Source organism: Burkholderia sp. AU45274 (assembly GCF_030482505.1).
Classification (GTDB): domain Bacteria; phylum Pseudomonadota; class Gammaproteobacteria; order Burkholderiales; family Burkholderiaceae; genus Burkholderia.
Genome location: NZ_JAUJQE010000001.1, coordinates 47890 through 62759 on the forward strand (window position 1 = coordinate 47890; position 14870 = coordinate 62759).

Annotated in this window: 18 protein-coding genes and 1 riboswitch; of the genes, 15 read left to right on the plus strand and 3 right to left on the minus strand. The window is 66.9% G+C overall.

The window, feature by feature from the left end; all coding sequences use genetic code 11:
• The first annotated feature begins 30 nt into the window (after positions 1-30).
• From QZM35_RS00230 to arsH, 4 genes are read left to right on the plus strand one after another with little or no spacing between them, the layout of a single operon-like run.
• Positions 31-363: a helix-turn-helix transcriptional regulator gene (locus QZM35_RS00230; RefSeq protein ID WP_089428423.1), complete on the plus strand. Its 333-nt coding sequence runs from the start codon at positions 31-33 to the stop codon at positions 361-363.
• Entirely contained in the window at positions 360-1430 is a 1071-nt protein-coding gene (gene arsB / locus QZM35_RS00235; RefSeq protein ID WP_301775160.1) for an ACR3 family arsenite efflux transporter, read from the plus strand. The genes QZM35_RS00230 and arsB overlap by 4 nt, the downstream gene beginning before the upstream one ends.
• 20 nt (positions 1431-1450) lie before the next feature.
• On the plus strand, positions 1451-1873 hold the full coding sequence (arsC, locus tag QZM35_RS00240; protein ID WP_089432072.1) for an arsenate reductase (glutaredoxin): 423 nt from the start codon (positions 1451-1453) through the stop codon (positions 1871-1873).
• Positions 1866-2588: an arsenical resistance protein ArsH gene (gene arsH, locus QZM35_RS00245; protein WP_301775161.1), complete on the plus strand. Its 723-nt coding sequence runs from the start codon at positions 1866-1868 to the stop codon at positions 2586-2588. The genes arsC and arsH overlap by 8 nt, the downstream gene beginning before the upstream one ends.
• 90 nt (positions 2589-2678) lie before the next feature.
• Here arsH and QZM35_RS00250 read toward each other — a convergent pair whose 3' ends face one another.
• Positions 2679-3689, minus strand: coding sequence for a sodium:calcium antiporter (locus QZM35_RS00250; RefSeq protein WP_089428419.1), 1011 nt, complete (start codon positions 3687-3689; stop codon positions 2679-2681).
• Between the two features lie 74 nt (positions 3690-3763).
• A riboswitch (yybP-ykoY riboswitch) is annotated at positions 3764-3938 on the minus strand.
• A 119-nt stretch (positions 3939-4057) separates the two neighbouring features.
• Between QZM35_RS00250 and QZM35_RS00255 the strand changes: the two genes are divergently transcribed.
• The 4 genes from QZM35_RS00255 (at position 4058) to QZM35_RS00270 (ending at position 7117) form a co-directional block, all read left to right on the plus strand.
• A complete protein-coding gene (locus tag QZM35_RS00255) occupies positions 4058-4333 on the plus strand; it encodes a metal/formaldehyde-sensitive transcriptional repressor (RefSeq protein ID WP_089428418.1) in 276 nt (91 codons plus the stop codon).
• A gap of 12 nt (positions 4334-4345) precedes the next feature.
• Positions 4346-5635, plus strand: coding sequence for a CDF family Co(II)/Ni(II) efflux transporter DmeF (dmeF, locus tag QZM35_RS00260; protein WP_301775162.1), 1290 nt, complete (start codon positions 4346-4348; stop codon positions 5633-5635).
• A 2-nt stretch (positions 5636-5637) separates the two neighbouring features.
• On the plus strand, positions 5638-5823 hold the full coding sequence (locus QZM35_RS00265; protein ID WP_301775163.1) for a DUF1289 domain-containing protein: 186 nt from the start codon (positions 5638-5640) through the stop codon (positions 5821-5823).
• 85 nt (positions 5824-5908) lie between these two features.
• Positions 5909-7117 (plus strand): MFS transporter, encoded by a 1209-nt coding sequence (locus tag QZM35_RS00270; RefSeq protein ID WP_301775164.1) that lies wholly within the window; start codon positions 5909-5911, stop codon positions 7115-7117.
• 19 nt (positions 7118-7136) lie between these two features.
• Here QZM35_RS00270 and QZM35_RS00275 read toward each other — a convergent pair whose 3' ends face one another.
• Positions 7137-8546, minus strand: a complete 1410-nt coding sequence (locus QZM35_RS00275) for a heavy metal sensor histidine kinase (RefSeq protein ID WP_301775165.1) — start codon at positions 8544-8546, stop codon at positions 7137-7139.
• Positions 8543-9214, minus strand: a complete 672-nt coding sequence (locus QZM35_RS00280; protein WP_174975099.1) for a heavy metal response regulator transcription factor — start codon at positions 9212-9214, stop codon at positions 8543-8545. Before QZM35_RS00280 ends, QZM35_RS00275 begins: the two co-directional genes overlap by 4 nt.
• A 126-nt stretch (positions 9215-9340) precedes the next feature.
• Between QZM35_RS00280 and QZM35_RS00285 the strand changes: the two genes are divergently transcribed.
• The 7 genes from QZM35_RS00285 to QZM35_RS00315 all read left to right on the plus strand — a co-directional run bounded on the left by QZM35_RS00285 (position 9341) and on the right by QZM35_RS00315 (position 14778).
• Positions 9341-9868 carry a hypothetical protein gene (locus tag QZM35_RS00285; RefSeq protein ID WP_301775166.1) on the plus strand — a complete coding sequence of 176 codons (528 nt, stop codon included), beginning with the start codon at positions 9341-9343 and terminating at the stop codon, positions 9866-9868.
• A gap of 90 nt (positions 9869-9958) precedes the next feature.
• Positions 9959-10240: a hypothetical protein gene (locus QZM35_RS00290; RefSeq protein WP_301775167.1), complete on the plus strand. Its 282-nt coding sequence runs from the start codon at positions 9959-9961 to the stop codon at positions 10238-10240.
• On the plus strand, positions 10237-11733 hold the full coding sequence (locus tag QZM35_RS00295; RefSeq protein WP_089432081.1) for a TolC family protein: 1497 nt from the start codon (positions 10237-10239) through the stop codon (positions 11731-11733). Before QZM35_RS00290 ends, QZM35_RS00295 begins: the two co-directional genes overlap by 4 nt.
• 1 nt (position 11734) lies before the next feature.
• Positions 11735-13030: a multicopper oxidase family protein gene (locus QZM35_RS00300; protein WP_089474068.1), complete on the plus strand. Its 1296-nt coding sequence runs from the start codon at positions 11735-11737 to the stop codon at positions 13028-13030.
• 67 nt (positions 13031-13097) lie between these two features.
• Positions 13098-13445, plus strand: a complete 348-nt coding sequence (locus tag QZM35_RS00305) for a copper-binding protein (protein ID WP_089428409.1) — start codon at positions 13098-13100, stop codon at positions 13443-13445.
• A 14-nt stretch (positions 13446-13459) separates the two neighbouring features.
• A complete protein-coding gene (copC, locus tag QZM35_RS00310) occupies positions 13460-13840 on the plus strand; it encodes a copper homeostasis periplasmic binding protein CopC (protein WP_089428408.1) in 381 nt (126 codons plus the stop codon).
• Positions 13837-14778: a CopD family protein gene (locus tag QZM35_RS00315; protein WP_301775168.1), complete on the plus strand. Its 942-nt coding sequence runs from the start codon at positions 13837-13839 to the stop codon at positions 14776-14778. Before copC ends, QZM35_RS00315 begins: the two co-directional genes overlap by 4 nt.
• The last annotated feature ends 92 nt before the right edge of the window (positions 14779-14870 follow it).

Here is a 14870-nt window from a genome sequence, read left to right on the forward strand (position 1 = left end):
TATCGAAATGATGGCGCTATCCTTCGCGCCATGGACTCCAATCTCGTCGTGCGCGCCCTGGGCGCGCTTGCTCATGAAGCGCGCCTGGCCATCTTTCGCGCGCTGGTCGTGGCCGGGCCCGAAGGGCTGTCGGCTGGTGCGATCGCCCAGCAGATCGGGCTGTCGCCATCGAGCCTGTCGTTTCATCTGAAGGATCTGTCGCATGCCGACCTGGTCACCGCGCGCCAGGACGGCCGGTTCATCTATTACGCGGCGAATTTCGAATCGATGAGCGGGCTCATCGGGTTCCTGACCGAGAACTGCTGCGCCGGCGCGGCCTGCGGCGTGCCGACGGCGCCCGATTGCTGCGGAGGCGATGCATGACCGGCTCGGACGTTGCACAACCGCAAGCCGTGGCGGCCCCGCCCGCCATCGGCTTCTTCGAGCGCTACCTGAGCGTGTGGGTGGCGCTGTGCATCGTGCTCGGCATCGCGCTGGGCCAGGCGCTGCCCGGGCTCTTTCAGCACATCGGCCGCATGGAATACGCGCAGGTCAACCTGCCCGTCGGGCTGCTGATCTGGGTGATGATCGTGCCGATGCTGGTCAAGGTCGATTTCGGCGCGTTGCATGAGGTTCGGCAGCATGCGCGGGGGATCGGCGTCACGCTCGTCGTGAACTGGCTCGTCAAGCCGTTTTCGATGGCGCTGCTCGGCTGGCTGTTCGTCCGGCAGCTGTTCGCGCCGATGCTGCCCGCCGACCAGATCGACAGCTATATCGCCGGCCTGATCCTGCTGGCCGCCGCGCCGTGCACGGCGATGGTGTTCGTGTGGAGCCGGCTGACGGGCGGCGATCCGCTGTTCACGCTGTCGCAGGTCGCGCTGAACGACAGCATCATGGTGATCGCGTTCGCGCCGCTGGTGGGCCTGTTGCTGGGGATGTCCGCGATCACGGTGCCGTGGGCGACGCTGCTCACGTCGGTCGTGCTCTACATCGTCATCCCGGTGATGCTCGCGCAAGTGTGGCGCAGGCTGCTGCTCGCGAAGGGGCCGGCGGCGTTCGACCGCGCGATGGCGAAGATCGGCCCGTGGTCCATCGCCGCGCTGCTGGCCACGCTGGTGCTGCTGTTCGCGTTCCAGGGCGAGGCGATCCTGAAGCAGCCGCTGGTGATCGCGCTGCTCGCGGTGCCGATCCTGATCCAGGTGTTCTTCAACGCAGCGCTCGCCTATGGGCTCAATCGTCTCGTCGGCGAGAAACACAGCATCGCGTGTCCGTCGGCGTTGATCGGTGCGTCCAATTTCTTCGAGCTGGCCGTGGCCGCCGCGATCAGCCTGTTCGGCTTCCACTCGGGCGCCGCGCTCGCGACCGTCGTCGGCGTGCTCATCGAAGTGCCGGTGATGCTGCTCGTCGTGCGCGTCGTCAACCGTTCGAAGCGCTGGTACGAGTGCGCGTGAAACCATTCAGGAATCCGGAAATGACCGACATCACGATCTATCACAACCCCGATTGCGGCACGTCGCGCAACACGCTGGCGATGATTCGCAACGCCGGCGTCGAGCCGCGCGTCGTGCTTTACCTCGAAGCGCCGCCGAGCCAGGCGGAGCTGCGTGCGCTGATCGCGGCGATGGGCGTGCCCGTGCGCGACGTGCTGCGGCGCAAGGGGACACCGTATGAAGCGCTCGACCTCGACAATCCGAAGTGGAGCGACGATGACCTGATCGGCTTCATGGTCGCTCACCCGATCCTGATCAATCGCCCGATCGTCGTCACGCCGCTCGGCACGCGGCTGTGCCGTCCGTCCGAGCAGGTGCTCGACATCCTGCCCGATCCGCAGAAGGGGCCGTTTGCGAAGGAAGACGGCGAAATCGTGATCGATGCGGAGGGCAAGCGTGTCTGACCGACTGAACGATTTGCCGCAACTCGATGCCACGCTCTTTCGCGTGCCGGACGCGAGCCGGCTGCAGCCCGTGCGGCCGTCGACGCATCCGCCTCGAATCGTGTTGCTCTACGGGTCATTGCGCACGCGCTCGTTCAGCCGGTTGCTGGTCGAGGAGGCGGCGCGGTTGCTGCCGGCGATGGGCGCCGAAGCCAGGATCTTCAATCCGGCCGGCTTGCCGCTGCCTGACGATGCGCCCGACGACCACCCGAAGGTGGCCGAGTTGCGCGAGCTCGTGCAATGGTCGGAGGGCATGGTGTGGTGCTCCCCCGAGCGGCACGGCGCGATGACCGGCGTGATGAAAGCGCAGATCGACTGGATTCCGCTGTCGGTCGGCGCGGTGCGGCCGACGCAAGGCAAGACGCTGGCGGTCATGCAGGTCAGCGGCGGATCGCAGTCGTTCAACGCGGTCAACCAGATGCGCGTGCTCGGACGCTGGATGCGCATGCTGACCATCCCGAACCAGTCGTCCGTCGCGAAGGCGTTCATGGAATTCGGCGACGACGACCGGATGAAGCCGTCCGCGTATTTCGACCGGGTCGTCGACGTCATGGAGGAACTGGTCAAATTCACGCTGCTGACGCGCGACGTCGGTGCGTACCTGACGGACCGCTACAGCGAGCGCAAGGAAAGCGCCGAGCAACTGGCGCAGCGTGTGAACCAGACGCGCATCTGAATCGCTTGCGGGCCGGCGGCGCGACGATGCTTCGTTCGCGCCGGGCAGCGGGATCGTGCCCGGCGCGTCCGTTGAGTCCGTTGAGCAGGATCAGCGCGCCAGCGTCAGGAACAGATACCCCGCATACCCCGCGCCGTTCGCGAGCAACGCCCAGATCGCGAGCCCGCGCGTGCGCGCATTGACGCGCAGCCACGCCGCCGCCGCGAGCGTGATGATCACGCCGGTCAGCACTTCGGGGCGCGGCTCCCACGGCGTCAGCATGATGCCGATCGCCGGCAGCAGCGTGCCCTGGAACACCATCGCGCCGGTGATGTTGCCGAACGCGAGCGTGTCCTTCCTGCGGCGGATCCACAGCACGCTGTTGACCTTCTCCGGCAGTTCCGTCGCGATCGGCACGATGATCAGCGACAGCAGCAGCGCCGATACGCCCAGCACGTGCGACACGCCTTCCACGCCGTGAATGAAGCCCTTCGCCCCGCCGACCAGCAGCGCGACGCCGAGGAGCAGTTGCAGCGCGATCGTCGCGAGGTTGGTCGGCACACCGAGGCGCGACAGGAACATCGTGTGCGGCGCCTCGGTGCCGTGCCCGGCATCGACGAGCTGGCTCGACGCGCGGAACGTCATCACGACATACATCACGTAGATGCCGACCAGCATCGCCGCGAGCAGCGCGCGCACGGCCCCGTTGTGATGCGGGACGAACATCGCGGCGGTGGCCAGCGAGAACGCGGCGAGGAAGTAGTTCATGTCGCGCACGAAGCCGGTGCGTTCGGGCGCGATCGTGCCGCGCAGCCCGCGCGAGCGGATCACGGCGAGCGTCATCAGGAAGGTGGTGAGCGTCGCGAGCATCAGCGGCGCGCCGAGAATCGCGCCGACGCCGATCTCCTCGTTCACGGCCTGATTCGCCGTGCCGCCCGCGAGCGCGAGCAGCGGCACCATCGTTTCGGGCAGCGCGGTGCCGACGGCCGCGAACAGCGAACCGGTGACGCCTTCGGAAATCTTCAGGCGTTCGCCGAGATGTTCGAGCGCATTGGTGAAGACCTCGGCGGCGATGAGGATGACGACCAGCATGAACGCCAGTTCGACAAACATGAAAGTCATGCGGCACCTCCGCAGGCATGCGCGCGGACGGCGGCGAAACGCGGGGAGAGGGCGGTGGGGAACATGGGGACTCCGTGGTCGGACGCTGACAAACCATGGCGCATCCGCCGACGTCCGACCAGGAACGACGCGATGCGCCCATGGTCTCGCCAGGCCAATCAGGCTGAACGCGCCACGGCCGCAGGCCGAGTGTGTTGACGCGTTCGCTTTCCGGGGATGGAAAGCAGGCTACTCCCCAAAGACGAAGGGCAGTCTAGTCGAGCGGATTGCTTTCGACAAGCCTTCATCTCAAAAAATATACCCCTCTCCCCTATAGGGGCAGCCTTCCGGAGATATACTCCCCCTCCCTATGCAGGAGTCCGTCATCGATGAGTCATACCGTTCGTGAAAAACAGAAGCTGCTGAACCGCGTGCGCCGCATCAAGGGCCAGGTCGAGGCGATCGAGCGCGCGCTCGGTGACGAGCGCGGCTGCAACGAGGTGCTGCAATTGATCACGAGCTGTCGCGGCGCGATGAACGGGCTGCTGGCCGTCGTGCTGGAAGACCACATTCGCGAGCACATGGTCGATGCACATGGGCCGGACGAGCACGAAGGCAGCGCGACCGAGCAGCTGATCGACGTGGTGCACAGCTATTTCAAGTGATCGGGGTGGAGCATGAGCAATTTCACGAATGACGCGTTCGGCGCGGGGCACGACCATATCTTCCTTGGCGCCGCGCACAAGCAGAACGAGCGGCGGACATGGATGGTGATCGGCCTGTGCGCGGCGATGATGATGGTCGAGATCGTCGGCGGCACGCTGTTCGGGTCGCTGGCGCTCGTCGCCGACGGGCTGCACATGTCGACGCACGCAGGCGCGATGCTGATCGCCGCGCTGGCCTATACCTATGCGCGCAGGCATGCCGACGATCCGCGCTTCGTGTTCGGCACCGGCAAGCTGGGCGACCTGGCCGGGTTCACGAGCGCGATCGTGCTCGCGATGATCGCGATCCTGATCGGCTACGAGGCGGTTGCGCGGTTGCTGGCGCCGGTCCCGATCCATTTCGGCGAGGCGATTCCGATCGCGGTGCTCGGTCTTGCGGTCAACCTGGCGAGCGTGTGGCTGCTGAGCGGCGGGCATCACGGGCACGATCACGGCCACCATCACGGGCATGGACACGGCCACGGCCATGGGCACGCGCACGACGATCACGCGGACGAAGCCATGCGGGTGTTCTCGACAACCGGCGTGTTCGACGTATCGGTGTTCGAGGACGGTGTGCCGCCGGTGTTCCGGATCGCGCCTGCCACCGGCGGATCGAGCGTCGACGGGGTGTCTGCATCGATCACGACCGTCCGTCCCGACCAGTCGCGACAGCATTTCACGATGGTGGCGCGGAACGGCTTCCTGGAGTCGCGGGAGACGATTCCCGAGCCCCATGCGTTCGAGGCGATCGTGACGCTCAACGGCCACGAGCACGCGCTGACGTTCGTCGAACACGATCATCATGAAGGCGCGCACGCTGCCGCGGCCCGCGATCACAACATCCGGTCGGCCTACATTCACGTGATCGCCGATGCCGCGGTGTCGGTGCTGGCCATTATCGGGTTGCTGCTCGCGCGCGCCTTCGGCTGGGTCTGGATGGACCCCGTCGCGGGCATCGTCGGCGCGCTCGTCATCGCGAACTGGTCGTACGGGCTGATGCGCGATACGGGCGGCATCCTGCTCGACGTCAATGTCGATCGCAAGCTGGCGGAGCGCGTGCGTCACGCGATCGAGGCGTTCGGCGACAAGGTCAACGATCTTCACGTGTGGCGGGTCGGCCCCGGCCACATGAGCGCGATCGTGTCGGTCGAGACCGTCGATGCGGCGCGCGACGCGCGCTTCTACCATGCACTGGTCGAAGGCTTCGACGGCGTGTCGCACGTGACCGTCGAAGTGATGACGTCGGCAAAGGCAGCCTGACCGTGGCCGTGAAATCGCCGTGTATCGAGCTGTGCGCGTTCGATGGCCGCACCGGATTCTGCACGGGCTGCTTGAGGACGCGCGACGAGGCACGTGACTGGAAGAAACTGACCGATCATCGTCGGCACCAGATACTGAACGACCGCCATCGCCGCGATGCGAAGATCCGGCGCGAGACGGGGGAATAGCGCGGGCCGGCATGTGTGTCGTGTCACCGGACTGCAGTAGTATCACCGGCATCCCGTGTCGGGATTCCTGAACCGCGAGCGACCCATGCAGACCGAACCGTCGACCGGCGTTCTTCGCCAGATTCCTCGCAGTGTCTGGTTGCTGGGCTGCGTCAGCCTGCTGATGGACGTGTCGTCGGAAATCATCCACAGCCTGTTGCCGATGTTCCTGATGGCGGGGCTCGGCGCGAGCGCGACCGCGATCGGCGTCATCGAGGGGATCGCCGAGGCGACGTCGCCGGTCGTCAAGGTGTTCTCCGGCACGCTGAGCGACTACCTGCGCAATCGCAAATGGCTGGCGGTGGCCGGATACGGGCTCGGCGCGCTCAGCAAGCCGCTGTTCGCGATCGCGCCGACGATCGGCGTCGTCGTGACGGCACGGATCGTCGACCGGATCGGCAAGGGGATTCGTGGGGCGCCGCGCGATGCGCTGGTGGCCGACGTCACCCCCGTCCACCTGCGCGGCGCCGCCTACGGGCTGCGACAGTCGCTCGACACGGTGGGCGCGTTCCTCGGGCCGCTTCTTGCCGTCCTCATCATGCTGGGGTGGCACGACGATTTCCGCCTTGCATTCTGGCTGGCCGTGATTCCCGGCGTGCTGGCCGTGGCGCTGCTCGCGTTCGGCATCGACGAGCCGGCGCGTGCGCCGGGCGAGCCGCGCGTCAACCCGATCCGACGCGATGTCGTCGCGCAGCTCGGCGCGCGCTACTGGTGGGTCGTCGCCGTCGGCGCCGTGTTCGCGCTGGCCCGCTTCAGCGAAGCGTTCCTGGTGCTGCGCGCGATGGGCAGCGGCGTACCCGTCGCATTCGTGCCGCTCGTGATGGTGGCGATGAACGTCGTGTACGCATTGTCGGCCTACCCGTTCGGCAAGCTCGCCGACACGACGAGCCACAAGACGCTGATGGTGGCCGGGCTCGTCCTGCTGATCGCCGCCGATATCGTGCTCGCACACGGCGCGCATTGGGGAACCGTACTCGTCGGCGTCGCGTTGTGGGGGCTCCATATGGGGATGACGCAGGGGTTGCTCGCGACGATGATCGCGCATGCCGCGCCGTCCGCATTGAGAGGCACGGCGTTCGGTGTGTTCAACCTGCTCAGCGGCGTGGTGACGCTCGTGTCGAGCGTCGTCGCGGGCATCCTGTGGGACCGGGTGGGTGCAGCAGCCACGTTCTACGCCGGGGCCGTGTTCAGCGCGGTGACCATCGTGTTGCTCGTCTGCATTCGCGCGTCATTTGCGGCCGTTCAGGATCGCTAGCCGGAAGGCGGCGAACGGTCTAGCTATCCGTGCCCCGCGGAAAATAAAGCGCGAACGTCGTGCGTCCGTCGCGGCTCGCGACCTCGACCTTGCCGCGATGCAGCTCCATGATCGATTTCACGATCGCGAGCCCGAGCCCCGCGTTGCGCGCCGCGCCGTGCCGCGACGAATCGATCCGGTAGAAGCGCTCGAAGATCTTGTCGACCTGTTCGGGCGGAATCGCGGCGCCGCGATTCGTGACTTCGACGACCGCGTAGCGGCCTTGTGCCGACACAGCGAGCTCGATCGTCGATGCGGCTTCCGCATGTTCGAGTGCGTTCGATGCGAGATTGCTGACGGCGCGCCGAAATAGCGTCGCATCGGCGACGACCGGCGCTTCGCCGTGCACGTCGATCCGCACGCCGGCTTCGTCGGCCAGCGCCTGGAAATACGACGCGAGCCGGCGCAGTTCTCTGCCTGCATCGAGCTCGGTGGTCTTCAGGTGCTGCCGGGCGTTATCGGTGCGCGCGAGAAACAGCATGTTCTCGATCATCCGCTGCAACCGTTCGCATTCCTCGATGTTCGAATCGATCAACGCTTCGTATTCCTCGGTCGTGCGCGCGCGCGACAGCGTGACCTGCGACGCGCTGATCACGTTGGCGAGCGGCGTGCGCATGTCGTGCGCGAGATCGGACGAGAACTGCGACAGCCGCACGAACGCGCGTTCGAGGCGGTCGAGCATCCGGTTGACCGACGTCGCGAGTTCACGCAGCTCGACCGGGCCGCCGCGCGCGTCGAGCCGTGCGTTCAGGTTGTGGGCCTCGATGCGCGACGTCTGCCGGCCCAAGCTCTCGACCGGGCGCAGGCCGCGCGACGCAACCGCATAGCCGAGCGCGCCGACCAGCAGCGCGCCCACGGCCGCCGCGAGCCAGATGTCGACGCGATAGCTTTCGAGCAGCGACTGGCGATCGGTCGCCGTGCGCGCGAGCGCGACCTGGATCGCGTCGCCGGACGGCAGCGTTTCGCGTGCGTACACGCAACGCGACGTGCCGATGCCGGACGGCGAACAGGTGAACGGCCCGCCGGCTCGACTGGCCGGATGCGGGGCCGCGATCACCGACGCGAGCGTATTGCCGGCTTCGTCGGAATGCTCGACGAGCGCGCGGTTCTGCGCATCGTAGATGCCGAGATACACGCCCGGGTGCGACAGCAGCACCTCGTGAAACACGGCCGGATCGGCGCGCAGCGCGGCGATCGATCCGCTCGCGTGCGCCAGTTGCAGGAACTGGTTGAGCTTGCCGGAAATCTCGATGTCGTCGCGCCGCGTCAGCTCGGCGGACAGCGAGCGATACAGGTACGCGCCGGTCAGCGCGAACACGAGCGCGGCGACGACGGCGAACGCGAGCGTCAGGCGCCGCAGCAGCGAATACGAGCCAGGGCGGCGCGTCACGCGCGATCCTCGAGCACGTAGCCCATCCCGCGGATCGTGTGGATCAGCTTCTTCTCGTAGGCGTTGTCGATCTTCGCGCGCAGGCGCTTGATCGCCGCATCGACGACGTTCGTGTCGCTGTCGAAATTCATGTCCCAGATCTGCGACGTGATGAAGGTGCGCGTCAGCACTTCCCCCTCGCGTTCGGCGAGCAACTGCAGCAGCGCGAATTCCTGCGCGGTCAGGTCGATGCGGGTGTCGGCGCGCCGCACGCGGCGGCGGATCAGGTCGACTTCGAGATCGGCGACCTGCAGGATGTCGCGCACGTTGCGCGGCGCGCGCCGCAGCAGCGAGCGGATGCGCGCGAGGAACTCGGCATACGCGAACGGCTTGAGCAGATAGTCGTCGGCGCCCAGCTCGAGCCCGGCGACCTTGTCCTCGATCGCCTCGCGCGCCGTGAGCAGCAGCACGGGCGTCTGCTTCTGCGCGCGCAACCGCTTGAGCACCTCGAAGCCATCCATTTCCGGCAGCATCACGTCGAGCACGACGAGATCGAAATCCTCGTGCAGCGCGAGGAACAGCCCGTCCTTGCCGTTTTCCGCGACGTCGACCGTGTAGCTCGCCTCCATCAGCCCCTTGCGGAGGTACGACGCCATCTTGGGTTCGTCTTCGACTATCAGTATTCGCATGGTGAGGCAGGCTGTCCGTGGTTCATCCGTGGTTCATCCGTGATTCCAGCCGGTCAGTGTAACGCGTGAGCTTACGGCGCCGTGCGTGCGCGAAGGGTGACCGCCGGATGACGGAATTGTCATGAAATGCCGGTCATGTTTCGGCCATGTCGTCGTCACCGCGGCGGCGATAAGCTGCGGCCGTCGTGTCCCCGGAGCGCGCCGTCGCGGCGCTGCGCCGGCCCATCCGGTCGTTGCCTGCGTGATTTCGCATCCATGTCGTACTGGCGCAAATTCCTCGTCGTCGTGCTGCTGGCGCTGAGCCTGCCGATCCAGTCGTTCGCGGCTGTGTCGATGGCGTGCGCGGGGGCGGTCGCGGCAATGACGCACGCGGAGGACGGGGCAAGCGCCGATGACGCGGTCGCGCCGCGTGCGATGCCGAGCGCGCTTGCTGGCCAGCATAAAGACGAGCACGCGCACGGCGATCATGCGCGACATGCACAGCCATGTTCCGCATGCGGGTCCTGCTGCCTCGGCGCTGGCATCGCGGATCTTCCCGCGATGTCCGATGCGTCGGGTATCGGTATCGCGCTCGCTTCCTTCGCTCCGACGCCGGTCGTCGTGTCGTTCCTGACCGGCGGCATCGACAGGCCGCCACGCGGGCATCTCGTCTAGACCCCGCCTGCGGCTTCGACCTGCCGCGCTCTGCAATCCGTTCCGGCATCCGCATCACGACCGCCGGACGACTCATGACGAGACCCATTCATGCGATTCATTACTGCGGCGCTGTTGAGCGTGGCGGCCCTCGTGCCGTCGCTCGCGCCAGCGCAAACCCCACTGCCTGATCCAGCGGATGCCACCGTGGCCGTGCCGGATATCACCGTGACATCCGTATTCGACGGCTACCGGCCGTATCGGGACTATGAGGGCCCCGGCTGGAAGCAACTGAACCGCGACGTGATGGAACGGCCCGCGAAGGGCCGTGCGACGGGCGACGCGGCCGGAAGCGGCGCCGCGCATTCGAAGCACGGAGGCAGTGCGCAATGACGATGCTTGCGATATCGCCGAGGATCGCCGCGGCGGCGGCCGTGCTGGCCTTCCTTGCCGGCTGCACGACGTTTTCGAAGGACGGTGGCTTCGACGCGGTGTCGTCCGCCGCGTCGGAACGCATCGGGAAAGACGCGGTCGTGGTCAGGACCGACGCCGACCGCGAAGCCGTCGACAAGCGCACGAAGGAGCTGCTTGCGAAGCCGCTGTCGATGGACGACGCGGTGCAGGTCGCGCTGCTGAACAACCGTGGCCTGCAGGCGTCATATGCGGAACTGGGATTGTCGGAAGCCGATCTCGTCCAGGCCGGCCGGTTGCCGAATCCGCGATTCGCGTTCAGCCGCACCCGTGCCGGCGACGGCGAGCTGACGCTCGGCCGCACGTTCTCGGCGAACGTGTTCGCGCTGCTGACGATGCCGCTCGCGACGAACATCGAACGCCGCCGCTTCGAGCAGACCAAGCTCGAAACGGCCGACGCGATGCTGAAGGTCGCAGCCGACGCACGCCGTGCGTACGTCGAGGCCGTCGCGGCCGAGCAGGCCGCGAACTATGCGCAACAGGTGCGCGATGCCGCGAGCGCGGCCGCCGAACTCGCGCAGCGCATGCGGCAGGCCGGCAACTTCAGCCGCCTCGATTACGCGCGCGAGCAGGCGTTCCATGCCGATGCGGTTGCGCAGCACGCGAAGGCGCGCCAGCAGGCCGTCGCCGCGCGCGAGAAGCTTACGCGCGCGATGGGCCTGTGGGGCGAACGCACACGGTACGCATTGCCCGAGCGCTTGCCCGACCTGCCGAAAGCGCGGCCGAACCTGCCCGATCTCGAGCGGTTCGCGATGAGCAACCGCCTCGACATCCAGGCCGCGAAGCTGCAGACGCAGGGCGTCGCGTCGTCGCTCGGCCTGAGCAAGGCGACGCGCTTCGTCAATGCGGTCGACCTCGGCTACGTGAACAACTACGAGACCGGCAAGGGGCACGAGCACGGCTACGAGATCAGCGTCGAGATTCCGCTGTTCGACTGGGGCGGCGCGAAGGTCGCGCGCGCCGAGGCCGTGTACATGCAATCGGCGAACCGGCTCGCTAAAGCGGCCATCGACGCGCGCTCCGACGTGCGCGAATCGTATGCGGCGTACGTGACGAGCTACGACGTCGCGACCCACTATCGCGACGAAGTCGTGCCGTTGCGCAAGACGATCTCCGACGAACTCCTGCTGCGCTACAACGGGATGCTCGCGAGTGTGTTCGAGTTGCTGACCGATGCGCGCGAGCAGGTCGGCGCGGTCAACGGCTACATCGATGCGCTGAAGGATTACTGGCTCGCCGAAACCGATCTGCAGATGGCCGTCGGAGGCCGGCTGCCGACCGACGGTGCCACGCCGCGCGCGACGCAATCCGTCGAACCCGCATCCCCTTCACACGCCGACGCTGCGCCGCAGCCGGCTTCTTCATCCGCGGCGCAACCGGCGCCCGCGACACAACCGCATCCGGAAGGTCATTGACATGGTGTCCCGTCGACAATTTCTCAGCGGCTCGGGCGCCGCGCTGCTGGGCGCCGCGATGGTCAGCAAGGCCGGCGCCGCGTCGCTGCCCGAAGCGCCCACGATGGCGAAAACGGCCACACAGCCGCCGCTCGTGCCGCCGAACGGCCGCCCGTACACGCCCGTCGCGACGCTGAACGGCTGGACGCTGCCGTGGCGGATGAAGAACGGCTGGAAGGAATTCCACCTGACGGCCGAGCCCGTCGTGCGCGAGATGGCGCCCGGCATGAACGCGAACCTGTGGGGCTACAACGGCCAGTCGCCGGGCCCGACGATCGAGGCCGTCGAAGGCGACAAGGTACGCATCTTCGTGACCAACCGGTTGCCCGAGCACACGACGATCCACTGGCACGGGCTGAGGCTGCCGAACGGGATGGACGGCGTCGGCGGCCTCACGCAGCCGCATATCCCGCCCGGCAAGACCTTCGTCTACGAGTTCCAGCTCGAAGCGCACGGCACGTTCATGTACCACCCGCACGCCGACGAGATGGTGCAGATGGCGATGGGGATGATGGGCATGTTCATCGTGCACCCGAAGGATCGCGGCACGATGCCGGTCGATCGCGATTTCGTGTTCCTGCTCGCCGCGTACGACATCGATCCGGGCAGCTACACGCCGCGCGTGAACGAGATGACCGACTTCAACATGTGGACCTTCAACTCGCGCGTGTTCCCGGGCATCGATCCGCTGCCGGTGCGCGCGGGCGACCGCGTGCGGATTCGCTTCGGCAACCTGACGATGACGAACCATCCGATCCACCTGCACGGCTACAGCTTCGAAGTCGCGGGCACCGATGGCGGCTGGATTCCGCCGGCCGCGCGCTGGCCGGAAGTGACGGCCGATGTCGCGGTGGGCCAGATGCGCGCGATCGAGTTCACCGCCGATCGCCCGGGCGACTGGGCATTCCATTGCCACAAGTCGCATCACACGATGAATGCGATGGGCCACCAGGTGCCGAACCTGATCGGTGTGCCGCAGAAGGATCTCGCGCAGCGCATCGGCAAGCTCGTGCCCGACTACATGGCGATGGGCAGCACCGGCGGCGCGATGGGCGGCATGGAGATGCCGCTGCCCGACAACACGCTGCCGATGATGACGGGCACGGGCCCGTTCGGGCCGCTGGAGATGGGCGGCATGTTCACGGTCTGCAAGGTGCGGCAGGGGCTCGGCCGCCACGACTATCGCGATCCGGGCTGGTTCAAACATCCGAAGGGCACCGTCGCATACGAGTACACCGGCGAACTGCCGGACGGTTGAGCAGCAGCATGCGGCGGCTGCGTGCATGCGGCCGCCGGTTTCGTTTCATTCACTGGGAGTCGACACGATGAAGAAGGGACTGGTTTCGATGGCAATGGGGTGTGCACTGGTGTTTTCCGGCGCATCGTACGCGGCCGGCGACATGGCCGGCATGGACATGAGCGGCGGTGCGAAGCAGGAGGCCGCGGCGGCGCAGCGCATGTCGCACGGCGAAATCCGCAAGGTCGACACGGCCGCCGGCAAGCTGACGATCAAGCACGGCCCGCTCGAAAACCTCGGGATGGACGCGATGACGATGGTGTTCAAGGTGAAGGACCCGGCGATGCTGTCGCAGGTGAAAGCGGGCGACAAGATCGACTTCGTCGCGGAAGACGTGGACGGCGCGCTGACCGTCGTCGAACTGAAGAAGCCGTGACGCGGAGCGTGCACATGAAGATCACGACCCTCACGCGGCTGGCCGCGATCGTCGCGACCGGTGCGATGCTCGCCGCCGCACCGATCGCGGCATCCGCGCACGGCAAGCTGGAAAGCGCGGCACCGGCGACAGGCAGCACGGTCGACACCGCGCCCGACACGGTGCGGCTCACCTTCAATGAAGACCTCGAACCGGCGTTCAGCTCGGTGAAGGTATCGGATGCGAACGGCAACGCCGTCACGCAGGACAAGGCGAAGGTCGATGCGGCGAACCCGCGCGTGATGACCGTCGCGATGCCGAAGCTCGCGCCCGGCGCGTACACGGTGCAGTGGGTGGCGATGACGGCCGACGCGCATCGCACGAAAGGCACCTATACGTTCAGGGTGAAGGGGTGAACGACGGTTTCATCGGTCTCCTGCGGCTGGTATCGGTGGCGATCCAGAACGCCGGGTTCGCCGTCGTCGTCGGCGCGCTGCTCGGCCGCCACTGGCTCGCGCGCGGCGCGTCGGCGTGGCAGCACGGCATCGTGCGGCGGCTCGTCGCGACGCTGCGCATCGCGTCCGTCATCTCGCTGCTCGCAAGCGTCACCGCGTTCTGGGCGCACTGCGCGCTGATGAGCGAGGTGTCGTTGCTCGAAACGGGGCCGGCCGTCTGCGCGATGCTCGCGGGCACCGGGTTCGGTCATGCGTGGCTGGCCGGCGCGGTGTTCATGCTCGTTGTCGTGGTGCTGTCGTTCGTCCGGCACGCGAACGCGTCGCGCTGGCCGTTTGCGATGTGGGCCGCGCTGGCCTGCGTCGCGCTCGCACGCAGCAACGGCGGACATCCGGTGGATGCCGGATTGTTCAGCGTGCCGGTGTGGATCGACTGGCTGCATCTGCTGGCGATCAGCGCATGGGTCGGGCTCGTGCTCGTGACGGCATTCAGCGTGATGCCGAGGCTTGCCACGATGCCCGCAAGCGAACGCACGACCGGCGCATCGTTCGTGCAGTCGCTGTCCGATGCATCGACTTACGCGTTGATCGTGCTGTTCGCGACCGGTGCGTACAACGGCTGGCGCGGCGTCGATACGCCCGCCAATCTGCTCGCATCGACGTACGGGCAGATCCTGCTGCTGAAGCTCGCGCTCGTGCTGATCGCGGCGGCGCTCGGCGGACACAACCGCTTCTTCGGGATGCCAACGTTGCTGGCTGCGTTGAAGGATCCGGCCGCCTCGATGCCGGCTGGTTCGCTGAAACGATTCGGCACAGTGCTGCGGATCGAGGCGGTCGTACTCGGCGGCGTGCTGATGGTCGCGGCCGTGCTCGTGTCGAGCGCGTTGCCGGGCACGGTGTAGCGAGACAGCGCGGAGCCGCGCAGCAAGACCACGCGGGGCAATCGTCACGGGCATGGTGGATTTTCATCAGACGATTGCCCCGCTTTTTCAGG